The organism is Bartonella grahamii subsp. shimonis, from assembly GCF_036327415.1.
GTDB lineage: Bacteria > Pseudomonadota > Alphaproteobacteria > Rhizobiales > Rhizobiaceae > Bartonella > Bartonella shimonis.
The window spans coordinates 517,410-541,213 of record NZ_CP123961.1; the positions used below are offsets into that span (position 1 = coordinate 517,410).

22 protein-coding genes and 1 pseudogene are annotated in these 23,804 nt (G+C 39.8%); 14 read left to right on the plus strand and 9 right to left on the minus strand.

The features are described 5' to 3' along the window. Positions 1 to 268: 268 nt before the first annotated feature. The 5 genes from pheT to nth all read right to left on the minus strand — a co-directional run bounded on the left by pheT (position 269) and on the right by nth (position 5,423). On the minus strand, positions 269 to 2,683 hold the full coding sequence (pheT, locus tag QHG57_RS02330) for a phenylalanine--tRNA ligase subunit beta (RefSeq protein WP_330169385.1): 2,415 nt from the start codon (positions 2,681 to 2,683) through the stop codon (positions 269 to 271). Between the two features lie 32 nt (positions 2,684 to 2,715). After that, positions 2,716 to 3,798 carry a phenylalanine--tRNA ligase subunit alpha gene (gene pheS, locus QHG57_RS02335; protein WP_330169386.1) on the minus strand — a complete coding sequence of 361 codons (1,083 nt, stop codon included), beginning with the start codon at positions 3,796 to 3,798 and terminating at the stop codon, positions 2,716 to 2,718. A gap of 91 nt (positions 3,799 to 3,889) precedes the next feature. Next, the gene (gene rplT, locus QHG57_RS02340) at positions 3,890 to 4,291 is read right to left on the minus strand and encodes a 50S ribosomal protein L20 (protein WP_330168477.1); all 402 of its coding nucleotides are present in this window, start codon (positions 4,289 to 4,291) and stop codon (positions 3,890 to 3,892) included. A gap of 33 nt (positions 4,292 to 4,324) precedes the next feature. Next, on the minus strand, positions 4,325 to 4,528 hold the full coding sequence (gene rpmI, locus QHG57_RS02345) for a 50S ribosomal protein L35 (RefSeq protein WP_330168478.1): 204 nt from the start codon (positions 4,526 to 4,528) through the stop codon (positions 4,325 to 4,327). Between the two features lie 181 nt (positions 4,529 to 4,709). Continuing rightward, a complete protein-coding gene (gene nth, locus QHG57_RS02350) occupies positions 4,710 to 5,423 on the minus strand; it encodes an endonuclease III (RefSeq protein WP_330169387.1) in 714 nt (237 codons plus the stop codon). A 121-nt stretch (positions 5,424 to 5,544) separates the two neighbouring features. Here nth and QHG57_RS02355 point away from each other — a divergent pair, with 121 nt between their 5' ends. From QHG57_RS02355 to ilvD, 3 genes are all read left to right on the plus strand, one after another. Further along, a complete protein-coding gene (locus QHG57_RS02355; RefSeq protein ID WP_330168480.1) occupies positions 5,545 to 5,976 on the plus strand; it encodes an Hsp20 family protein in 432 nt (143 codons plus the stop codon). Positions 5,977 to 6,002: 26 nt separating this feature from the next. Beyond that, positions 6,003 to 6,254, plus strand: a complete 252-nt coding sequence (locus QHG57_RS02360) for a BQ00720 family protein (protein WP_012754519.1) — start codon at positions 6,003 to 6,005, stop codon at positions 6,252 to 6,254. Between the two features lie 996 nt (positions 6,255 to 7,250). After that, entirely contained in the window at positions 7,251 to 9,089 is a 1,839-nt protein-coding gene (ilvD, locus tag QHG57_RS02365) for a dihydroxy-acid dehydratase (RefSeq protein WP_330169388.1), read from the plus strand. 1,053 nt (positions 9,090 to 10,142) lie between these two features. Here the strand turns inward: ilvD and mutS are convergent. Continuing rightward, positions 10,143 to 12,887 carry a DNA mismatch repair protein MutS gene (gene mutS, locus QHG57_RS02370; protein WP_330169389.1) on the minus strand — a complete coding sequence of 915 codons (2,745 nt, stop codon included), beginning with the start codon at positions 12,885 to 12,887 and terminating at the stop codon, positions 10,143 to 10,145. Positions 12,888 to 13,081: 194 nt separating this feature from the next. Here mutS and QHG57_RS02375 point away from each other — a divergent pair, with 194 nt between their 5' ends. Beyond that, positions 13,082 to 15,382 carry an NADP-dependent malic enzyme gene (locus QHG57_RS02375; RefSeq protein ID WP_330168483.1) on the plus strand — a complete coding sequence of 767 codons (2,301 nt, stop codon included), beginning with the start codon at positions 13,082 to 13,084 and terminating at the stop codon, positions 15,380 to 15,382. A gap of 68 nt (positions 15,383 to 15,450) precedes the next feature. Here QHG57_RS02375 and secB read toward each other — a convergent pair whose 3' ends face one another. Then, positions 15,451 to 15,927, minus strand: a complete 477-nt coding sequence (gene secB / locus QHG57_RS02380; RefSeq protein WP_330168484.1) for a protein-export chaperone SecB — start codon at positions 15,925 to 15,927, stop codon at positions 15,451 to 15,453. 142 nt (positions 15,928 to 16,069) lie between these two features. Beyond that, positions 16,070 to 16,564: an FxsA family protein gene (locus QHG57_RS02385; protein ID WP_330168485.1), complete on the minus strand. Its 495-nt coding sequence runs from the start codon at positions 16,562 to 16,564 to the stop codon at positions 16,070 to 16,072. Positions 16,565 to 16,736: 172 nt separating this feature from the next. Between QHG57_RS02385 and QHG57_RS02390 the strand changes: the two genes are divergently transcribed. From QHG57_RS02390 to QHG57_RS02435, 10 genes and pseudogenes are all read left to right on the plus strand, one after another. Next, the gene (locus QHG57_RS02390) at positions 16,737 to 17,429 is read left to right on the plus strand and encodes a Tim44/TimA family putative adaptor protein (protein WP_330168486.1); all 693 of its coding nucleotides are present in this window, start codon (positions 16,737 to 16,739) and stop codon (positions 17,427 to 17,429) included. Between the two features lie 50 nt (positions 17,430 to 17,479). Then, the gene (locus tag QHG57_RS02395; RefSeq protein ID WP_330169390.1) at positions 17,480 to 18,070 is read left to right on the plus strand and encodes a Smr/MutS family protein; all 591 of its coding nucleotides are present in this window, start codon (positions 17,480 to 17,482) and stop codon (positions 18,068 to 18,070) included. A gap of 155 nt (positions 18,071 to 18,225) precedes the next feature. Further along, positions 18,226 to 18,828, plus strand: coding sequence for a hypothetical protein (locus QHG57_RS02400; RefSeq protein ID WP_330169391.1), 603 nt, complete (start codon positions 18,226 to 18,228; stop codon positions 18,826 to 18,828). Between the two features lie 20 nt (positions 18,829 to 18,848). Continuing rightward, on the plus strand, positions 18,849 to 18,974 hold the full coding sequence (locus QHG57_RS02405; protein ID WP_330169392.1) for a hypothetical protein: 126 nt from the start codon (positions 18,849 to 18,851) through the stop codon (positions 18,972 to 18,974). An 18-nt stretch (positions 18,975 to 18,992) separates the two neighbouring features. Continuing rightward, entirely contained in the window at positions 18,993 to 19,118 is a 126-nt protein-coding gene (locus tag QHG57_RS02410; RefSeq protein ID WP_330169393.1) for a hypothetical protein, read from the plus strand. Between the two features lie 20 nt (positions 19,119 to 19,138). After that, positions 19,139 to 19,438 carry a hypothetical protein gene (locus QHG57_RS02415; RefSeq protein ID WP_330169394.1) on the plus strand — a complete coding sequence of 100 codons (300 nt, stop codon included), beginning with the start codon at positions 19,139 to 19,141 and terminating at the stop codon, positions 19,436 to 19,438. An 81-nt stretch (positions 19,439 to 19,519) separates the two neighbouring features. Next, positions 19,520 to 20,026 (plus strand): phage tail protein, encoded by a 507-nt coding sequence (locus QHG57_RS02420; protein WP_330169395.1) that lies wholly within the window; start codon positions 19,520 to 19,522, stop codon positions 20,024 to 20,026. Further along, complete coding sequence (locus tag QHG57_RS02425; protein WP_330168947.1) at positions 20,023 to 20,277, plus strand: tail protein X; 255 nt, start codon at positions 20,023 to 20,025, stop codon at positions 20,275 to 20,277. Before QHG57_RS02420 ends, QHG57_RS02425 begins: the two co-directional genes overlap by 4 nt. Next, positions 20,277 to 21,306 (plus strand): annotated as a pseudogene (locus tag QHG57_RS02430) (phage late control D family protein). Before QHG57_RS02425 ends, QHG57_RS02430 begins: the two are co-directional and overlap by 1 nt. A gap of 357 nt (positions 21,307 to 21,663) precedes the next feature. Further along, positions 21,664 to 22,053 carry a VOC family protein gene (locus tag QHG57_RS02435; protein WP_330168491.1) on the plus strand — a complete coding sequence of 130 codons (390 nt, stop codon included), beginning with the start codon at positions 21,664 to 21,666 and terminating at the stop codon, positions 22,051 to 22,053. Positions 22,054 to 23,216: 1,163 nt separating this feature from the next. Here the strand turns inward: QHG57_RS02435 and QHG57_RS02440 are convergent. Continuing rightward, positions 23,217 to 23,750 (minus strand): GcrA family cell cycle regulator, encoded by a 534-nt coding sequence (locus tag QHG57_RS02440; protein WP_330168492.1) that lies wholly within the window; start codon positions 23,748 to 23,750, stop codon positions 23,217 to 23,219. Positions 23,751 to 23,804 lie beyond the last annotated feature (54 nt).

Here is a 23,804-nt window from a genome sequence, read left to right on the forward strand (position 1 = left end):
CCTTCTTTTATTGCAAATAATTTGCATTATCATTTAGCAATAACAGTTATTTTTTACGTTTGCAATGAAGGATTAAGAGAAAAAATAACTTTTCAAGATGTTTAAAACAGCTTTTTTCATTTTGAAAAAATTGATGATTTAAGCAGCCTGTTTTTTTGTAAGGAAACCCTCTTTCAAGAAGCTCTTTAGCTCTTGAACGCCAAACAAAAAGGGAGCACTCAAAAATGCTTCCATTTCATGTAAAATATCTCATAAAAAATGAGAATACTCAGCTGCGCAAATATGCACCTGTCATTTTAGTAACATTCTCTACGATCTTTAAGGCAAGTTTTTCTAAGTCTTCATCTGTTAGAGTCCGTTCTATGGGCTGAATAGTTACTTCAATCGCAACAGATTTTTTATCTTCACCAAAGCTTGAATCTTCAAAAATATCAAAAATCTGCACTGAATGAATAAGTTTTTTATCGGCTCCACTTGCTGCACGAATAATAAGAGAAGAGGCAACAGTTTTATCCGCTATAAAGGCAAAATCACGCCGCACCATTTGCAAAGGTGAGAGTTTCAAAGGAGGACGGCTTTTGGTCGTTTTTTTCTTTGATTCTGGAATTTGATCTAGAAAAATTTCAAAGCCGCATAAAGGGCCACTGACATCTAACTTTTCTAATGTGGCAGGATGAAAAACACCAAAAAAACCAAGAATAATCTTTGATCCAAGTTTTATGACACCTGAACGACCAGGATGATACCAATCAGGCGCCCCAGCTTCAATCTGCACCTTTCCGACATCCATATCACATGATTCTAAAACAGCTAAAGCATCTGCTTTGGCATCAAAAACATCAACAATGGTTGCATTTCCATTCCAAAAACGCCCAGCTCCTTTAAATTGCTCTGTTCCGCGACGGATCCCGCTAACAACACGGTGCTGTTTATCAGGGGTATCACCTTCATAAATACTGGAAACTTCAAACAAAGCAAGATCGGAAAAACCACGATCAGCATTTCTCTGTGCCGCCATAATCAAACCAGGTAAAAGAGAAGGACGCATCACTGACATATCAGCAGCAATAGGATTGACCAATTTAAGCTCTTCTTGACCTCCTCCAAAAGCAAGAGCTTGATTTTCAGAAATAAAAGACCACGTTATCGCTTCTTTCATACCACGTTGAACTAAAGCCAAACGTGTAGCACGTGAACGGATTTGTGCGTATTTTAAAATTTGATCTTTTCCTTCTGCGAAGTTTTCCAAAGGAATAGGTTTAATTTTATCTAACCCATAAATCCTCATGACTTCTTCCACCAAATCGGCTTTACCCATAATATCAGGGCGCCATGATGGTACTTTTACCGTAACGACATCTCTTTTTCCTTCAACGAAAAATCCAAGTTTTGTTAAAATAGAGATGACTTTTTCAGGCTCTATTTCCAAATTTGTTAAACGTTTAATTTCAGAAAAAGGAAAAGCGATCTGTTTGGTTTCTTGCGGCTGATAGCCAACCCTCCTCTTTTTAGATACTTCACCACCACAAAAACGTAAGACCAATTCTGTTGCTATTTCAAGCCCTGTTTCTATAAAAGCCGGATCAACACCTCGTTCAAATCGATAACGTGCATCACTGATAAGACCTAATGCTCTTCCTGTTTGTGCAATGCTTTGTGCATCCCAAAGCGCCGATTCAATAATAACGCGATGTGTTGTTTCATCACAACTTGTTCTTTCACCGCCCATGATACCGGCAATCGAAACAACCCCCTCTTCATCTGCAATGACACAATTCTTAGCGCCCAAATGATAGATTTTTCCGTTCAGTGCTTGAAGCTGTTCTCCCTCACGAGCACAACGTACACACAAATTACCTTTAATTTTATCTGCATCAAAAACATGGAGTGGACGGCCAAGGTCAAAACTTATGTAATTGGTCATATCAACAAGCGCATTAATCGGTCTCAAACCAATTGCATTCAAACGCTGTTGCATCCACTGTGGTGATGCACCATTTTGAACATTGCGCACTTCGCGCCAAGCAAAACCTAAACATAATGATGAATCTTGCGAAAAATCTAATGAAACATCGATAGGTGTTTCAAAGGAAGGTTCAAATTTTGACAAGGATAATTCTTTTAATTTTCCCATTCCAGCGGCAGCAAGATCACGGGCAATACCGCGAACACCTGTACAATCAGAGCGATTGGGGGTCAAACCAATATCAATGATCGGATCATCTAAACCAGCATAAGCTGCAAATGAATCTCCAATAGGTGCATCTTCTGGAAGCTCGATAATTCCGTCATGTTCATTTGATAATTCAAGCTCCGCTTGCGAACACATCATCCCAAAACTTTCAACACCGCGGATTTTTCCTACAGATAATGTCACATCGAGTCCTGAAATATAAGTGCCTGGTAACGCAAGAACACCAACAAGGCCTGCACGCGCATTTGGTGCTCCACAGACAACTTGAACGGGTATAGAAGTTCCCGTATCGACTGACAGAATCTGGAGTTTATCTGCATCAGGATGCTTTATTGCTGTTAAAACTTTTGCAATCACAAACCCTTTTAAAGAAGACCGATCATCAACGTGATCAACTTCAAGACCTATAGCTGTTAGTTTCTCACAAATTTCATCCAAAGATGCATTTGTCTCTAAATGATCTTTTAACCACGATAATGTAAATTTCATTTTAAAACCTCATATGAAAGCCATGATTAAGCTCACACATTTCTATTAGGAAAAAAAGCAGGCATATCAAAGCAACGAAAGCCGTAATGGTCTAACCAACGCAGATCAGCATCAAAAAAAGCTCGTAAATCAGGCATGCCGTATTTCAACATGGCAATACGATCAATGCCCATTCCCCATGCAAAGCCTTGATATTCATCGGGATCTAAACCAACATTTTTCAACACATGAGGATGCACCATTCCGCATCCTAAAATTTCCAACCAATCCTTTCCTTCTCCGAACTTTACTTCTGAACCAGAACGATCACATTGAATATCCACTTCCATAGATGGTTCGGTAAAAGGAAAAAAAGAGGGACGAAAACGCATTTTTACAGAGGGAACTTCAAAAAATTCTTTGCAAAAGGTTTCATGTAGCCACATCATATGGGCAATGGTGGAGGTTTTATCAATGACAAGACCTTCTAGCTGATGGAACATAGGTGAATGCGTCGCATCCGAATCCATGCGATAAGTTTTTCCAGGAATAATGATCCGTATCGGTGCTTGTTGTTTTTCCAGTGTGCGAATTTGCACAGGTGATGTATGGGTTCGCAATAATTTGCGTTCTCCCATTTTATCGACATCAAAAAAGAAGGTATCATGCATTTCGCGTGCTGGATGCCCTTCAGGAAAGTTCAATGCCGTAAAATTATAATAATCTGTTTCAATATCAGGCCCTTCTGCAAGAGAAAAACCCAACTTCGTATAAATGGCAATAATTTCCTCAATCACTTGTGAAATAGGATGAATACGTCCCCGTTCTATAGGTGAAGAGCGAACAGGCAAGGTAATATCAACCGTTTCACGAGAAAGACGGGCATCCATTGCCTGTCTTTTCAGAAGATCACGCTTTTGCGCCCATAATTCTAAAATACGACTTTTTAATCCATTAAGAACTGGTCCAACTTTATGACGCTCGCTAGCATCCATCTTTCCTAATGCTTTTAATTTTTCAGAGATGCTACCTTTTTTACCCAATGCTGCAATACGCACTGTTTCAAGTGCCTGTTCATCATCCGCTGCCTCTAAGGCTAAACAAATCTCTTGTTCCAGACGCTCAATATCGTTCATATTTTTGCCTATTTTTAATAAAAAAACCCGTACTCGCAACAGCCAGCACGGGACCTCGAATAAATAAATGCTTTAAGAGAACACGACTGGCTTACTTGACAGCACTTTCCAAAGCATTAGGTGTTGTATCTTTTAAATATTCCAAAGCCTTTTTTGCCGAAGCTACTAAAGTAGAAAATGCTTCTGCTTCATGGATTGCTATATCTGAAAGAACCTTACGATCAACTTCAATACCGGCTTTTGATAGGCCATCAATAAAACGTCCATAAGTTAAACCTTCTGCGCGAACAGCGGCATTAATTCTCTGAATCCACAAAGCACGGAAAGTACGTTTCCTATTTTTGCGATCACGATAAGCGTATTGCTTTGAACGATCAACTGCTGCTTTAGCCGCACGAATGGTATTTTTACGACGACCGTAAAAACCTTCAGCCTGTTTAAGAACTTTTTTGTGCTTAGCGTGTGCTGTCACACCTCTTTTCACACGTGCCATGTTATAATCTCCTCAAAATCAAAAGCGCAAGGTTTAAATACCATTCGGCAAATAATGCTGAATGACTTTTTTAGCATCTTGTTCACACAAAACCATTGTTCCACGTGCATCGCGAATAAATTTATTCGAACGCTTAATCATGCCGTGGCGCTTACCGGCAGCTGCTGCTTTAATTTTGCCTGACGCAGTGATTTTAAACCGCTTTTTAGCGGATGATTTGGTCTTCATCTTGGGCATTTTGCTACTCCATACATTAATTTATTCAATCAAACATCTTATTCACTCAAGCGGACCAACGCTTGAACAAGCATTTAAACAGCCACGGCATGCCCTGCCGGGCGGCTTCGAAAGCGTTTTCATAAGCTAGTATACACAAAATAGCAAGACTGTATTACAAAAAAATCGGCGCTCCATTGCCTTAAACTTCAATCAAAGGTGCTGGAATTGCATTTGTTTTGCTTGCGGCTTTACATAAATCGGCAATAATGCATTGCGTACATTGTGCTTTACGCGCTTGACAAATATAGCGTCCATGTAAAATCAGCCAATGATGCGCATGACGAAGATAATGGGTTGGTATAATCTTTAATAATTTTTTCTCAACAATCTCTGGTGTTTTGCCAGGCGCTAAACCAAGACGATTGCTTAAGCGAAAAATATGTGTATCTACTGCCAATGTAGGCTGACCAAAAGCAACATTCAAAACAACATTAGCCGTTTTGCGTCCCACTCCAGGAAGGCTCATAAGTGCTTCACGCGTATCAGGTACTTGACCGCCATAATGATCAATTAAACAGTTGCAAAGTGCATAAACATTGCGTGCTTTTGCTCGCCAAAGACCAATTGAACGGATATGATGTGCTATTCCTTCTTCTCCTAATGCAACCATTTTTTCCGGTTGATTAGCAAGGCGAAATAATTCTTTTGTCGCTTTATTAACGCTTACATCTGTCGCTTGAGCCGAAAGCACAACGGCAACCAAAAGCGTAAAAATATTTGTATAGATAAGATCACTCTTAGGCGCTGGACGTTGCACAGAAAAACGGCGAAATATTTCTGCAATTTCATTTTCATTATATAATATACCAGATAAATTTCGCGCTTTTGACAATTTTATGGTACTTTGAGGCATTGAACTCTCTTAAATCTTTTCTCTTGAAGTTATCATTCATGCTCGCCATATGAGAGGAATGCAGCGAACACTTTGTATAGAGTTTGGTCAAGTAAAGCCGTTTTAAAGAGGATACTCATGAATGACACATGTGACGCCTTTCTCCAATCCCTTTCTTTTAGGGTTTGAAACTGTAGAAAAAATATTGCAACGTATCGGTAAAGCTGATGAGGCTTACCCAGCCTATAACATTGAACGTTTGCATAAAAATGATGATGCAAATCATATCCGGATAACTTTGGCTGTTGCTGGATTTAAGATTAACCATCTTAATATTTTGCTTGATGATAATCAATTGGTTATTCATGGTAAACAAACAGACAATCAAAATCATCAATATTTATATCGCGGTATAGCTGCGCGACAATTCCAGCGAACCTTTGTTCTCGCGGAAGGGATGCATGTTACAAATGCCGAGTTGAAAAATGGTCTTTTATCAATTAATCTGTTTCAACCAAAATTAAAAAAAGAAATAAAACAGATTCCAATTAAAGTCAGTAGTGGTGAGTCATAAAAGTTAAGGCATAAAGGAACAGTGAAATGGGAGAACATAAACAAAATTTGTCGTTTCAGAATACATCCTACTCTGATGCGGGACAGATTGCCTATTTAAAAAAAGTTTGTACAGATGATCTGGCTAAAAACTTTCCTGATCTTCCACCAATGACCCCAGGCATTACGATATGGGCTCTCTTTGGTGAAACAGGTTATCCTATCATTTTATCCGATGAGCGCTCTATCGCCCTTGCTGGAGCCAATGAGCATGAACTGCAAATTGTAACTCTGCACTAGATTACCTTACGAGAAAAAGCTGTACTATTTATAAATTCTATCTGTTTTTTCGTAAAAGGTATAATGTGAGTTATAATTAGATAAGTGTTGGTTTATATTCATAATTAATTTTTTACAACTGAAATGAGAGACCCGAATATCATAAGGTTCTCTCATTTCAAGTCCTCTTATATTGAAACAATTTAAAGTCACTTGCTTGTATGTCATAAGCAGGCAGAGTCGTGTGGATAAAAAACACTTGAAGAAAGGAATAAAAATATCTCTTGTGAATTGTCTTAATTACCAAGGATGTTTGCACTATTGGGGATGAGAAAAATATACGATGGTGTCAGTTTACTTCTTCATAAGTGTGAAGATGTCCTCTATAGATTTATATTATTCACGGGGGCTGTTATACCATTCATGGGTGCTATCGTAAAATGGGCTCGAGCGCATTGAAAAATGTTTCTGTAAAATGAGTACATGAATTGGCTATACAAGCGTATTTTGTTTGGGGTATTTTGTTCTTCCTGAGGGGAGTAACTCCATTGAAAAGTGTAAAAATAAAAGTATGAGATAATGCATCATCATTATTTAAAAGATATTGCTATGAATGCTTTTGAAAGGTGTAAAGCTGAATTGTAAGGAGATGAGAGATTTTTACCATGATGCCTTTATATTCTTTCCAAATTAGGCTGTTTTCTTGTTCCATAAATTACGCAAACAGCTAGATGCAATATACTAACAAAATCTGGCATACAAAAATCTGGAACAATTCGTGCTACACTGAAGCGTTTTGATATTTATCTCAAACGTGGAATTGCACAGGGATTAGATGTTGATTAACAGGTAATAAAAAACAAAGGCTTTATGAAAAAGGTTACGCAGAGTTTTTAATTTTGTGCTTCAAATGCCTCAGTATAAGGTATTTTTCTCTTTTGAATATTAAAGCTCTTGTTTTTATAATGAAGTTACAGCACAACAAGCAAAATGGAATTATTTGAGGGGAAAAAAATAATGCCTTCTTACCGTTCAAGAATATCGACCCACGGGCGTAATATGGCAGGAGCCCGCGGGCTTTGGCGTGCAACAGGAATGAAAGATACTGATTTTGGTAAACCCATTATTGCGATTGCGAATTCTTTTACACAATTTGTACCAGGGCATGTCCATTTAAAAGATCTTGGGCAATTAGTCGCACAACAGATAGTAGTTGCCGGTGGTGTTGCGAAAGAATTTAATACCATTGCTGTAGATGATGGAATTGCTATGGGGCACGATGGAATGCTCTATTCTTTGCCCTCACGTGAAATCATTGCTGATTCTGTAGAGTATATGGTTAATGCACATTGTGCGGATGCACTTGTCTGTATTTCTAATTGTGACAAAATTACGCCTGGTATGTTAATGGCTGCTTTACGGTTGAATATTCCGACAATCTTTGTTTCAGGCGGTCCTATGGAAGCAGGTAAGATTAAATGGAAGGATCAAGACCTAACGGTTGATTTAGTTGATGCCATGGTCGCAGCAGCTTCAGAACAGAATTCAGAAGAAGAAGTTGCTGCAATGGAGCGCGCTGCTTGTCCTACATGTGGCTCTTGTTCAGGAATGTTTACGGCCAACTCCATGAATTGCTTAACGGAAGCATTAGGGCTTTCGCTTCCCGGAAATGGATCAATGTTAGCAACACATGCAGATCGACGGATGCTTTTTGAAAAAGCTGGAAAACAGATTGTTTCATTGGTTAAACGTTATTATGAAAAAGGTGATGAAACAGTTTTGCCGCGCTCTATTGCTTCACGCAAGGCTTTTGAAAATGCAATGACAGTTGATATTGCCATGGGGGGATCAACCAATACAGTACTGCATCTTTTAGCCGCGGCGCAAGAGGGTGAGGTGGATTTTACTATGACGGATATTGATCATCTTTCACGTCGTGTTCCTGTTTTATGTAAGGTTGCTCCTGCTGTTGCGAATGTACATATGGAAGATGTTCATCGCGCTGGTGGTATTATGGGGCTTTTAGGCGAACTCGATGCGGCGGGCCTCATTGATACGTCAACTTATACGGTTCACGCAAAAACGATGCAAGAAGCTCTTTACCATTGGAATGTGAGACAAACTAATGAACCAACAGTTCTTGCATTTTATCGTGCTGCTCCTGGTGGTATTCCAACACAGACAGCTTTTAGCCAATCTTGTCGCTATGAGACCCTTGATCTTGATCGTGAAAAAGGTGTGATTCGCGATAGGAAACATGCATATTCACAAGATGGAGGATTGGCAGTTCTTTATGGAAATCTTGCAAAAGATGGCTGCATTGTAAAAACAGCAGGCGTTGATCAATCAATTTTAACTTTTAAAGGTCCGGCAAGAATTTTTGAAAGCCAAGATTCAGCGGTTTCAGCTATATTAACTGATAAGATTAAAACAGGTGAAATTGTTTTAATCCGTTATGAAGGTCCACGTGGTGGACCTGGAATGCAAGAAATGCTTTATCCAACAAGTTATCTCAAATCTAAAGGATTGGGCAAGGTTTGTGCACTTGTTACGGATGGACGTTTTTCAGGAGGAAGTTCAGGGCTTTCGATAGGACACGTTTCCCCAGAAGCTGCTGAAGGAGGAGAAATTGCGTTGGTGGAAGAAGGGGATATCATAGAAATTGATATTCCAAATCGTAGCATTCATATGTTGGTGGATGAAGTTGAGATGAAGCAGCGCCGTGCTAAAATGGAAGCAAAAGGAAAAGAAGCTTGGCAACCGATTGAGAAGCGTCAGCGTAAAGTTTCAAAGGCTCTCAAAGCTTATGCAGCGATGAGTACATCTGCAGCAAAGGGAGCAGTACGTAATATTTGATGAGATGAATGACGCGTTTTATAAAAGAGAGATAGTATTCTGATTTTTTGCATCTTTTGCACGATATTCTAAGCTAATTATTTTATGCGTTTATGAACTTAACAGAACATTTCGAGTCATAATAAGTATGGTTAAAAAGCTATTAATACAACTAAAAGCTGCTGCGGATTGCTTATTTTAGCAGCTATGTAAGACAGATAAAGATAAATATGGTATGATTACTTTTCATATCATATTCCAATTTTATACGAAATTACGATTTCCTGTTCTCATATTTATGAAAGATATTTATCGTACTGGTGGCATTATCTTGTTGTATCGTAAAACACTGTCATGCAGGGCTGTGATATACGGCATCCTCCTTAATATATTAAGTGTTTTTAGTGCGTGGTGAATATTCTTAGATTTGCTTGTCAAGCCTTGAGTTTAAGGGATCACATGACTAGGAAGTCAAGGTAAATCCGTTAGAATCTAGGCTGTTTGCAGACTTGATTCGAATGAAAATCTTTATCCTTTGAGGTGCAGGAAGGAGTTCAAAGGATTTTTAGGAAAATAAAATGCTGCTGTGATATATCTGATTATATGTTTCATATAAAAACGGTAAAAGAGCTCTTTATAACTTAAAATGTGATGAAAATGCGAAACCCATTATCCATGAATTTACTATGAAAAATGGGGTGATATCCCAACACCGACAGCTTTAAACTAAAACTGTTGCTATGATAACAATGAACTTGATCGTGAAAAAGTATGATTCATTAAATATTGCGTATTTACAAGGTGGAGGAGATTTCATGACAATCTTTACAAAAAATGACTATCTTGTAAAAATAGTCGATATTGACCAATTTTGTGTATAAGAGCCAATATTGATCTAAGGAAGTACGAAATATAATGCATAGGATTTTGCCTCTATATGCATTACACTTATCAAAATGTATTATGTAGAAAAGCGATGGGAATACGGTAAACAAAAGTTTGTGCTGTTGCATATCAAAAAGGGATACTTTCTCCTATTAAGAAGGCTTTTTAATAAAAAATAACATCTGTTTTCTATAAAGAGTTACTCTTTTCAAGCTGTTTGAGGTGGTAAATTGCTTCTAAAGCTTGTTTAGGAGAGAGTTCATCAGGATGGATATTTTTTAAAGCTTCGTGAAGTACACAAGGTTTGTTTCTTGTTTCATTGACGGGAGATGTTGCTTTAAGAGAAAAGAGCGGTAAATCATCAATGAGTTTAAGTCCTTTCCCAGCCATTTCACCTTGTTCTAATTGATGGAGTACATCTGTTGCTCGTGTAATAACGGCTGGGGGAAGTCCAGCAAGCTTTGCGACTTGTACACCATAGGAACGATCAGCAGCTCCTGGTGTGACCTCATGAAGAAAAACTACATCACCATCCCAATTTTTGACTTTCATGGTGACATTATGCAGTCTGTCAAGTTTTTCGGTAAGTGCAGTCATTTCATGAAAATGGGTAGCCAGAATAGCACGACAATGGTTAACTTCATGGAGATATTCAACAGCAGCCCAAGCAATAGAAAGTCCATCAAAGGTTGATGTCCCACGTCCTATTTCATCAAGAATAACAAGAGAATGGGGGCTAGCATGATTGAGAATCGTTGCTGTTTCAACCATTTCCATCATAAAGGTTGAACGTCCCCGTGCAAGGTCATCGGAAGCTCCGACACGACTAAATAGGCGATCAACGACACCAATATGTGCTGAAGTTGCTGGAACGAAGGACCCCATTTGCGCCATAATAGCAATGAGAGCATTTTGTCGCAAAAAAGTTGATTTTCCTCCCATATTAGGCCCTGTCAACAGCCAGATTGCTGCATATTGCTGATTTTCTTGCACAGAGAGATCACAATTATTGGCAATAAAAGGTTCTGCTGCTTGTTTGCGGAGTGCTTGTTCGACGACAGGATGGCGTCCTGCTGTGATATGAAAGGTAAGTGAAAGATCAATTTTAGGGCGGCAATATCCTTGTTCTTCAGCAAGATATGCTAAAGCAACAGAGACGTCTAAAATAGCAAGTGCTTCAGAAGCTTTACGAATAAAATCAACTTGTTCGGTAATTTCCTGAACGAGAATATCAAAAATCTCTAGTTCAAGTGTCAATGCATGATTGGCAGCATGGGCAATACGGCTTTCAAGGTCAGCAAGCTCTGTTGTGGTAAAACGCATAGCGTTTGCCATTGTTTGCCGATGAATAAAACGTGCTTTAGCTTGTGGATTCTTTGTAAGAGCAGATGCTTGTGTACTGGTTACTTCAATGAAATAACCTAGAATATTATTATGCTTTATTTTAAGCGTCTTAATATCTGTTTCTTGGGCATATTGCGCTTGAAGTTCAGCAATGACACGGCGCGATTCATCACGTAAAGCACGCATTTCATCGAGCTCTTTATGATAATTGGAACGAATAAAACCACCATCACGTTTAAGGAGTGGGAGATCATCAGCTAATGCTTGTTCTAAATGAAAGTATAATGCTGTGGGTAAGTTTGAGAACACTTGTTGTACATCGCTTATTTCTTGAGGCAAAAGCTCATTATTAAGAAGTTGATGCAATTCACGAATGATTTCAAAGCCGCGCTGGATTGTAGCCATATCACGGGGACCTCCTCGTCCAAGAGCCAAACGTGAAACGGCGCGGGGCATATCGGGTCCCCCTTTTAAAATAAGCTTTATCGCTTTTGCAAGAGAAGTATTACGTAGAAAAAAATCGATAGAATCCAAACGCGTATCAATAGCTGAAGGAGTGGTGAGGGGAGCAATAAGGCGATCGATGAGAAGGCGTGATCCTCCTCCTGTTACGGTGCGATCAATAGCTTTTAATAAACTTCCATCCCGTTGACCTGATGTCGTACGAATAAGTTCAAGGTTTAATCTGGTTGCAGCATCAATAAAAAGAGTCGCACTTTCATTTTGGCGCTCAGGCCGCATGAGGGGAGGACGATGCGTGATTTGTGTTTTTTCGATATAACGAATAGCAGCTACAATTGCAGAGAGTTCGGAACGTGAATAATCGGCAACGCCTTCAAGAGTTGAGAGTTTAAAATAATTGCAAATATCACGTTCAGCAGTGAGTGTCTCAAAGAGACAAGCAGGTTGAGGTGAAACAATACGATCAAGAACATTAAAAAGTGATTTATGAGATTTATCATGAAAAAATGAATCAGCAACAATAATTTCCTGTGGATCCACACGCATAATATTTGTCAAAAGTTTTTCTTGGTGGCTTTCTGTTACACGAAATATGCCTGTTGAGATATCAATCCAAGAAAGAGCAAATTCCTCTCCATCGCTAGTTTTTATACGGGAAAGAGTCATCAAATAATTTGCGCGTGTTGGATCAAGGAGTTTTTCTTCTGTTATCGTTCCAGGTGTTACAAGGCGAACAACATCACGCCGAACAACAGATTTTGAGCCACGTTTTTTTGCTTCAGCAGGATCTTCTATTTGTTCACAAACAGCAACTCGGTAACCACAAGCAATCAGTTTTTGTAAATAATCATCAGCAGCATGAACAGGAACACCGCACATAGGAATATCTTGTCCTAAATGTTTTCCGCGTGCTGTGAGTGTGATTCCTAAAGCCTGAGCAGCTTCAATCGCATCATTAAAAAATAATTCATAAAAATCCCCCATTCGGTAAAAGAGAAGGGAATCATGATGGACGGCTTTGATTTCTATGTATTGCTCCATCATAGGTGTCAAACGTTCTTGAGAGGAAGCAGATGAGGAAGCAGACTGTGGAATTAAATTATTTTTATGATTGTTTTTTTTATCCATTTGTACGAGGCCTGTTTCCTTTAAGTGAAGTTTTTACTCTTTTTTGTTTACTTCAATATCTATTTATCTCTAAATTGCAACGCATCATCAGACTTGCTAAGGCAAGAATAGCAATTTCTAATATATGAATCAAATTAATGACTATACGCATTATCAAGCAAAATTTACACTGTTTTTGGAGAAAATAAAGTGAGATGAAAGAGAGCGAGCAGGATCAGAAAATGTCTCAAACTGTTTACAGTACGAGCGAAAGAGAGGCTCTAGATTTTCATAGTCGTGGTCGACCAGGAAAGCTTGAGATTGTTGCAACAAAGTCTATGGCAACACAGCATGATTTAGCACTTGCTTATTCACCAGGTGTTGCCGTTCCAGTTAAGGCAATTGCTCAAAATCCAGCACTGGCTTATGATTATACAGCAAAAGGAAATCTTGTTGCTGTTATTTCAAATGGAACCGCTATCTTAGGGTTAGGCAATTTAGGGGCCCTTGCCTCTAAGCCGGTCATGGAAGGCAAAGCAGTGCTGTTTAAGCGTTTTGCGGATATTGATTCCATTGATTTAGAAATTGATATAAACGATACGGAAAGTTTTATCAATTTGGTGCGCCATTTAGAACCTTCTTTTGGTGGAATTAATCTTGAAGACATTAAGGCGCCTGAGTGCTTTATGATTGAAAGTCGTCTACGCGAAGTGATGAATATTCCTGTTTTTCACGACGATCAACATGGTACAGCAATTATTGTAGCTGCTGGTGTTCTCAATGCTTTGACTTTAACAGGGCGCGATATGCAAAATACGCGGTTAGTCTGTAATGGTGCTGGTTCTGCAGGGATTGCTTGTATTGAACTGATCAAAGCGATGGGCTTTCGTTCCGAAAATATCATATTATGTGATACAAAGGGTGTGGTTTATGAAGGCCGCAAACAGGGAATGAATCAGTGGAAATCTGCGCATGCTATTCAAACAGATAAACGTACGCTTATGGAAGCAATGGAAGGTGCAGATATATTTTTTGGAGTTTCTGCTAAAGGTGCTCTTACTCCTGAAATGGTAAGATCCATGGCACCCCAGCCGATTATTTTTGCTATGGCTAATCCCGATCCAGAAATTACGCCGGAAGAGGTTATGCAAGTGCGTCATGATGCTATTGTCGCAACTGGGCGTTCCGATTATCCAAATCAGATTAATAATGTTCTCTGCTTTCCTTATATATTTCGTGGTGCACTTGATGTGCGTGCAAGAGTTATTAATGAAGATATGAAGATTGCTGCGGCAAAGGCTCTTGCCAATTTAGCGCATGAAGAAGTGCCTGACAGCGTTGCAGAAGCTTATCGTGGAAAACGATTAAAATTTGGTCCTAATTATATCATCCCTGTTCCTTTTGATCCGCGTTTATTGACGGTTGTTTCAATAGCGGTAGCAAAAGCAGCAATGGAAAGCGGTGTTGCGCAAAAGAACATAGATGATTTAGAGGCCTATGAGCGCGATTTGAATGCGAGACGTGATCCTACTTCCTCGGTGATGCGTGGGGTTTATAACCATGTTCGTCAAGCGCCAAAACAAATTGTCTTTGCAGAAGGTGAAGAAGAGCAAGTTATGCGGGCAGCCGTTTCCTATGTTCATCAAAAATTAGGACAAGCGATTTTGGTTGGTCGTGAAGAGCAAGTAAGAGAAGCGGCTGTTATCGCTGGAATTGATCTGGAGCGTGAAGGTATTTCTATTATGAATGCTAAGCTTTCCTGTCGTACAGATGCTTATGCGAATTATCTTTATAAAAAGATGCAGCGTCAAGGCTGGCTGTTACGTGATTGTCATCGTCGTATTAATAATGATCGCAATTATTTTGCTGCATGTATGGTGGCACTAGGAGATGCTGATGCAATGGTTACAGGGGTGACACGCAATTATGAAACAGCGCTGATCGATATACGTCGGGCAATTGATGAAAAACCAAAAGAACGATTGATTGGTATCTCAATGGCCATTTGCCGTGGACGAACTGTGTTTATTACGGATACAGCTGTTTATGAAAATCCTAATGCTGAAGAACTTGCGGATATAGCGGAACAAACCGCTTCGTTTGTACGTGGATTTGGGTATCAACCACGGGTAGCATTTTTAGCATTTTCTACGTTTGGCTATATGAAAGGGCAGGTCACACAGCAAATTCAGGATGCGATTAATATTTTGCATGAACGCAAGGTTGACTTTGAGTTTGATGGAGAAATGAGCGCCGATGTGGCACTCAATTCCAAATTGATGCAGCAATATCCATTTATGGGATTAACAGAGCCCGCTAACATTTTGGTTATGCCTGGATATCACGCGTCTTCCATTGCAAGTAAAATGTTACAAGAACTTGGTGAAGCAACCATTATTGGTCCTATTTTAATTGGATTGGAAAAATCTGTCCAAATTGTACCGTTCAGTGGAAGCGATACAGATGTTGTCAATATTGCAATGCTTGCGGCTTATCATGCCGAAAGAGTCGTCTAAAGGAAAAAAAGCCCCTAACATACCAATAATATATCAAGGGGCTTTATGGTAGCAAAAGAACAAATTTTTTAAGAGGGCTGTATTTGATTGTCTTTTTGTTCTTCAGCAAGACGCTTTTGGAAGAGGGCTGCAAAATCAATAGGATCAATCCATAAAGGTGGAAAACCACCATTTTGAGTAGCATCAGATATAATTTGGCGAGCAAATGGGAATAAAAGACGGGGACATTCAATAAAGACCAATGGCATAACATGTTCTTGTGGAATATTTTGAAGGTGGAAAACACCACCGTAAATCAATTCTACATGAAATAAGATTTCAGTGTTATCATTGGCTTTAACGGAGAGAGACAAAACGACATCATAATTGTCATCACCAATTGGGTTAGCATTGACGTTAATATTGATATCAATTTGTGGTGATTTTTCATGCGCACGCAATGAGCGAGGTGCACCTGGGTTTTCGAATGATAAATCTTTTAAATATTGAGTTAATACAGCAAAAACCGGTTCTCCACCACTGTTATTCATTTCACCTTCGGCCATACGACGAACCTCTCTCATTATAATATGTATATTTATTTTAGATCTAAAGACCGAACTGGTTATCACGCCTTGCAAAAGGTTGCAAGAAATGCGCTCTTTATCTTGAATATTTTTTTAGTTTGTTACAGATTTTTTAGGCATTTCAATGGTTATCATCATTTTTGCGCCATGGAGATTCTGTTGTATCATGAATTGTGTAATCGTCTGCATTAAGATCAATTATTTTTTCAGAGTCATTTTTTCTTTTAGCATTGGGATTCATTTTATTTTTTAATGATACAAAGAAATACCAAGCAACAGAGCGAATTGGTTTAATAAGAAGTAATATTCCCAAAAGATCACTTACAAAGCCAGGAAGAATAAGTAAAATTGCACCAAACATAATGAAAGCATCATTAATAGTATTACTCTCTAATGTGCGTCCTTGGATAAGTTCGGTTTGTATGTTTTTTAAAAGACTAATCCCTTGAATTCGCAATAAAACAACCCCAACTATGGTTGTGAAAATAACTAAACTTAAAGTTGCCAAAATACCAATTTCTTGACCAACAAAGATAAAACCAGCAATCTCGATTAAAAGAATGCAAAGAAAGATAACAACAAAAAAACGAGGATTTATAGAATAAAGTTTTATCACATGAAAATTTCCTTCTGGATGAGTAGGGGAGAAATTTTTAAGAGCACTCCGTTTAATATAAAATCTATAAAAATATTTGAATGATAAGATTCCTTATTTTACATATTTATTGATAAATGGTATTGACTGCAATGTTTATTACAGACTTAAGCTTTGGAGATTGACAGCGCCTATGGAATTTGACGTTATACTTGTCATAGCTCTTGTTGTTATGGTTGTTATTTTTGTGCAACTCCGTAATGTATTAGGGAAACGAATTGGGTTTGAAAAGCCTCCCTTTGATCCTTATTCACGTCGTTCTAAAAAACAGGTCGAAGCAGAAACGGCTGATAATATTGTTTCGTTCCCTCATCAGAAAAATTCACAAAAAGACGACTTTAGTGAAATTGATAAAATTTCACCAGAGGGAAGTATTTTGAATAAAAATTTGCGGGAATTGCATAGAATTGATCCTCATTTTTCTCCTCAATTTTTTATAAAAGGTGCACAAATTGCTTATGAAATGATTGTAACAGCTTTTGCCAAAGGTGATCGCAATCAACTTAAAAGCTTGCTTTGTCAGGATGTTTTTGAGAGCTTTTGTACAGCTATTGAGCAACGAGAAAAAAATAAAGAGAGAATAGAGTTTACTTTTGTTGGAATTAATAAGATCGAATTTATTGCTGCGGCAATACAAGAAAAGGATGAACTTTTAACGATACGTATTATCAGTGAGATGATTTCTGTTACTTATAATGAACAGGGCGAGCGTATAGACGGTGATCCTGATGCTATTGTAGAAATCAGGGATATTTGGACTTTTGTTCGCAATAGCTTATCGTCAGATCCAAACTGGAAGCTTTTTGCTACAGAAAATGAAAATTAAAATACTTTTTGTTTTTTTCATAAGCGTTCAATGATTTATGAGATATTAAAATGTCCTCAAGTAAATGGAGACAAAAAAGAGATTTATTGGCTTCACAAGATCGCCTTTTATGGGAGATGGTTTGTCGTACGATAACACCGCTTCACGGTAAGATGCTCTCTTCTACTTCAGAAACTATTGCAAATATTAATGATAAAAAACAGCCTGTAACTCAAATCTCCTCATTGTCTCAGGAAAATCAACAGCCCTCGATAATTATTAAAAGAGAAAAGAGGGCGGTTACACAAGCACAAAAGATTCATTTCTTTGATCATGTTGTACGTCGTAAAATTTCCCAAGGTCGTTATCCTCTTGAGGCGCGTCTTGATCTCCACGGTTATATGCAGGAAGAAGCTTATTTTTTCTTAAAAAAATTTTTACAATCCTCTCAGCAGAGAGGATTGCGTTATGTCCTTGTGATTACAGGAAAAGGACGATCCGTTGGGAGCGATGGAGCTTTGTATAGATTTGTTCCGTATTGGTTATCAACACCAGATTTTCGATATTATGTTCATGCGTTTGAGCAAGCAGCGCGTCAGCATGGTGGAGAAGGTGCGCTTTATGTTTGGTTGCGCCGTTTTGTGTCGGGAAAAGGAAAGTGATGTTATTGTAGTCGTTCTAGATTTAATATTAATGTATACTTATAATTTATTGTTTTCGTATATTGCGTAAAAGCCTTGAATAGAATATTCTCCTATTTTTAATTTTCTTTGCACGGGGGATAGCACACGCTTTTGGTCGTGCTTTTGAGGCTGTCATGCGCTTTTTGGGTGCTGATACCACCACCATCACCAAATGGAAAAATATCATTGCTGCTGCTTTTGATTTCTCTCAAACTTGGCAAAAGTTTAAACAAGGGCTTGGCGCTGTTGTTCAAAGCTTTGAAGGTTTGTGGGAGGGCGTTAAGCAAAGCCTTTCCAACTTTTGGGGCTGGTTGGGAAGCTTTTTTGTCCGGGAAAAGCTCTCGGAGGGTGCCAAGGCAAGTATGGAACAAGCAGGGGAAGATTTAGCGAGTTGGATTGTCGATGGTTTTATGGGCACCATCTCACAATTGACAGATTTTTGTAAATCTTTGCCAAGCCGCATTAAGGGGTGGTTTGGGTCCATTAATTTAAGAGAGTTTTTGCCAAGTTTTTTAGGAGGCACAACAGCCATTCAACCGATTGCACAATTTGCGGGGGCGGGGTATGCAAGTTCCCCTTTCACAGAAGCAAAAGGCAAAGAGCGCTCCCCCACCACGCACACTCAAAATGTCACAGTGCATGTCAATGGCGCCCGTGATCCTGTTGCCACTGGTCAAACGGTTGCCCACGCCATTCAACGGGCACGCGCTAATGCCCTGCATGGGGGAACAGAATGAGGGGAGGGACACACAAACTTATGTATCGCACTCAAAATGTCACAGTGCATGTCAATGGTGCGCGTGATCCTGTTGCCACTGATCAAACGGTTGCCCACGTCATTCAACGGGCACGCGCTAATGTTCTGCACGGGGGAACAGAATGAGGGGGGACACACAAACTTATGTATCGCACTCAAAATGTCATGGTGCATGTCAATGGTGCGCGTGACCCTGTTACCACTGATCAAACGGTTGCCCACGTCATTCAACGCGCACGCGCCAATGCCTTGCATGGGGGAACAGAATGAGGGGAGGGACACACAAACTTATGTATCGCACTCAAAATGTCATGGTGCATGTCAATGGTGCGCGTGATCCTGTTGCCACTGATCAAACGGTTGCCCACGTCATTCAACGGGCACGCGCCAATGTTCTGCATGGGGAACAGAATGAGGGGGGACACACAAACTTATGTATCGCACTCAAAATGTCACAGTGCATGTCAATGGCGCGCGTGATCCTGTTGCCACTGATCAAACGGTTGCTCACGTCATTCAACGGGCACGCGCCAATGCCCTGCATGGGGGAACAGAATGAGGGGGGGAAGGCAATGAGGGGAGAGGCATAATGGTGTAGGAGAGAGGCAATGATAAGTTTTGAAAGAGACAACAGGCTGGAAGGGATACAATAATGGGAGGGGAGGGAGCCTATGAGAGATCCTTTGATGATGTTAGGTCCGCATCAATTTTATGTGGATTGGCTGAATTTCCAATCCTTTGAAGAAGAGTTTTCTGCCTCATGGGTTTGTATGGAGCGTTTTGGCAGGTCCCCCAGTTTGCAATTTACCGGCTATGGCAATGATCCCAAAACCATTCATGGGGTTTGGTTTCCAGAAGAATTTGGTGATCGGGTAGCCATTGATGCCATCACCACAACGATCAAAAGAGCAAAGCCGGTCCAGATGCTTCGTTGGATCAATGATACCACCTATAGTGTCCTTCTCCATGGACCCGTGGTGATCACCACGATCAACAAAGACCACGACTATATCAGTCGCTCTGGTCACTCACAGCGCATCCGCTATTCCATTACGCTCTTGCCCTTTTTAAATGGCGGAAAACCGCAAGGACAAATTCAGATGGGACAATACCAGGTGGGACAATACCAGGTGGGACAATACCAAGAGGGACAAACCCAAGAGGGGCAAATTCCATGAAGATACCAGCAAAGCGTGTTGTTGTAGAGCTAGAGGACATGAGTCTCGATCTCATCTGCTTTCACCATGCCATGGCTGTGTTAGGGGACCGGAGGCAAGCAGGTTTACTCAAAGGCTATTTAGAAGCCACCTTGGAAGCCAATCCAGAGATTGCCAAATATGGTATGCTTTTACCGCGAGGCTTAAAAGTCTTTTTACCTGAATTTGTGTTGTCTAATCCCCAAAGCACGGTGACACGGCTATGGGATTAATGCGTACACACCCTTTTATTGTGGTCAAGGTGGGAGACAAACCTGTTCACGCGGTTTTTTACCAGCGTCTTTTAACCGCAACCATTACAGACCATGCCGGGAATGAAGCCGATACATTTGAAGCAGAGTTTGATGATAGTGGCAATGATTTAGAGGTTCCCTCAAGCAATAGTGCGCTCCAGGTGATCTTTGGCTATGAGAACAGCATCAGTGCTTTTATGGGGTGTTTTGTTATCGAATCGGTTGTAAGCTCAGGGGGCAGTGATGGAGAGATCTTGCGTCTTTGCGGCAAAAGTGCCTCGATGCGTAAAGAACTCAAAGAACAGGTGAGTGAACATTTTGACCATAAAACCATTGGCGAGATTGTCGAGACACTCGCCAAACGCCACGGCTATCAAGCAAAGGTCAGTCCCCAGTTCACCAAACAAACTTTGCCTTATGTGGTGCGTACAGATCAATCGGCTGTTGATTTTTTAACCCGCCTTGCTGACCGCATGCGGGCACGTTTTTTAATCAAGGACAATAAGTTTTTGTTTTTAAGCGGAGATAATTTACCCGTATTCAAACTTCATAAATACGACTGTTCCAACTGGGAATTCACCCTCGAGCCACGCACGCAATATGGCACCATTGAAGCTGCTTATTTTGATCGCTCAAAAGGGCAGCAATGCCAAGTCAAGCATCAGACAGGGTTTAGCGGTCCCGTGCGTCGTCTGCGCACTTGTTACACCTGTAAGGAAGAAGCACAAGCTGCTGCTGCATCAGAATCAGACCGACTTTGCCGTGCTGTGGGCAGTGGTTCTTTGACCCTTGCGGGGCGACCAGAAATCATGGCGGATCAACCGCTTCTCTTGCAAGGGTTTCGCGGCGAAATCAATGGTCCATGGAAAGCCGCAACCGTCACCCACCGCTATGAAAAACAAAGCGGGTTACACCACAGAAATTACCTTAGAGGCACCAGACAAAGGAAAAGAAAACAGCGAAGAAATAGAGGCTGGGCTGGTTGCCCAGCCAACGGGGATAGTTTAGCGACCAAACCCGTCCGATGTAAGATAACACAACATCGCAGCCACTTCTTATCACTTAAAGCAATGAGAAGATGGCTAATATAGATGAAAGAGTGTTAAAAAATTATGGATACACTTTGTAAAGAAACATTAAAATCTGTTGATCCTACGGAACCAGCTGCTGCTTATGTTGGTGGCAAAATCAAGTTGGCGAAGACTATGTAGTAGCGGTTTCGATATTTTAGCATATAGCAATAAGCGAGTAAAAACATATAAAAAGATAGAGCACGCCGTGAACGGAAGCATCACAAACTCTTGTTGACATATTCTCTAATAGGTATAGAGTATCGGAAAATCACGATTAAAATAGGAGGAATTCGTGAGTAATATCCCTACTTATCCTGTTACCCCAAACCTACAGTTGGTATACGTATCAAATGTAGAGCATTCTACCGCTTTTTACAAATTCATCTTCAAGAAAGAGCCTGTATTCATCTCGCCACGCTATGTTGCATTTTCTTCTTCTGGTGATGCACTCTTTGCTATCTGGTCTGGGGGCGATGCACCTGAGGAAAATGTACCTCGTTTTTCAGAAATCGGCATTATGTTGCCTACTGGAGAGGACGTAGATAAGCTATATGCGGAATGGCAAGAGCAAACCACCGTTGAGATAAATGTCTTAAAGGAACCGTATACTGATATCTTTGGACGTACCTTTCTGATCAAAGATCCTGACGGGCATATTATTCGTGTTTGTCCACTGGATTAAAAAGTTTTAAACCCAATCTTTAATCGCCTGAATTATAATAATTGTCTGTTTCCTGAACCTATAAGCTATGTACATTAGAGGCTTATTTACAACGCGTGGCTTATCCGTTCGGCATGGTTCAATTACTTTCAGCCCCACAACCTGCCTATTCCTATAGAAAGCAGTGAGAAATAGAAGCTGCTAGGAACAGAAAGTCAAAGGGGTAACTTGTTGCACCTTTGATCGGTTGTGATGCTTCCTGAAATCAAAATGCAATGTTTGCACTTGGGGTGGAAGAGAACAATGGGGACAAGTTGATCCAATTGCATCAATGACGAGTAATACTGTAAACATGACCGAATTGTTTTAGTTAAGCAGTTGGGTAATGTTTACAGTATTGCTGAAGAAAAGGGCAAATACTTCTCTTTTTGAATAGAGGTTGGGTTGACCACACACATTAAAGGGTCTTTAAATAACCTTTGAAAGACCTTTGAAGACCCTTTGAGAACACCTTTAAAATTCTTTGAAAAAAAATAAATTGATACAAAACCTAGTGTCAAAATATACAAAACCCGCTGGCAAGTTGTAAGCACTCCATCTTTATACTTAATAAAAGAGCAAGCTGGCATCATCACACACTTTGCCAACTCCCAATGTTGCGACAACCCCTTGAAGCTCTTGGCACTCGAAAGCATTTATAAGAGGCCATGCTTTTCTTTAAGTGTTTTTACTCTCCACAGCTCTCATCTCGCTCGTGACGTCCAAACGAAAGATTGTGATTGATTCAATAAAGAGAGTTTAAAATGGAAGAGATATTGTTGAATCTCATTCAGGCGGTAAAGCGATAAATTATTTTTATAATACTGCATTACTCTATATAAATACACGAAGAATAAAAACATAAGAAAGTAGAAACAATATTATTCAAAAGATATCGCTATGGATAGTTTTAAAAGCAGTACAACGAAATTAAAGAGAATGGTGAAAATAAACAGGAATATAACTTTACAACACATAGCTGCGTAATAGCACCAAAAGATACAATTTCGTTGAATAATTTCATGAAGAAACCTTTTCATTCATTAAAAGCTTCATCAATTTTTCTCTCATAATAATTCAAGCATTGAAATTTAATAATGAGGCATATCGTATAAGGCATAGAATATGAGATTCAATCGGGAATATTACACTCTTATCCGACGTCTTTCAGATATTGGTTGAAATGCTAGCTTAGCATGAAAGGCACAATAGGGGCTATTCTCATCAGAGTCTGCACCACAAAAATGAAAATCTGCTGATAATGGATCGCCAACTGGCCATCTACATGTATTTTCACTCAATTGTAGAAGATTAAGTTGACGTGATATAGGCACAACTACATTAGATTTTGTGGACATATCAACTTCTTTTACATCTTCCACTACAAATTCTGTCTTTAAAGCTGTTTCTTCAATATTTATAGATGATGTGTTCATTGGCGATACCGTAGATGTATTGCGACGCACACGTGGAGATGATGGGCTGTTTCCCACGGGAGTTTTTTGTGCACGCGCGCTTCCTTGTGTTGTCTTACCACGCCCTGGCAACTTTAATCGATGTACTTTGCCGATAACTGCATTTCTACTGACCCCGCCTAATTGAGCAGCAATTTGACTTGCACTTAACCCTTCACTCCAAAGCTTTTTAAGAAGCTCAACGCGTTCATGTGTCCAACCCATACCAGCACTCCATTCCGATTACGTCACCAAGATGCTCTCCCCCTTTGCACCTTC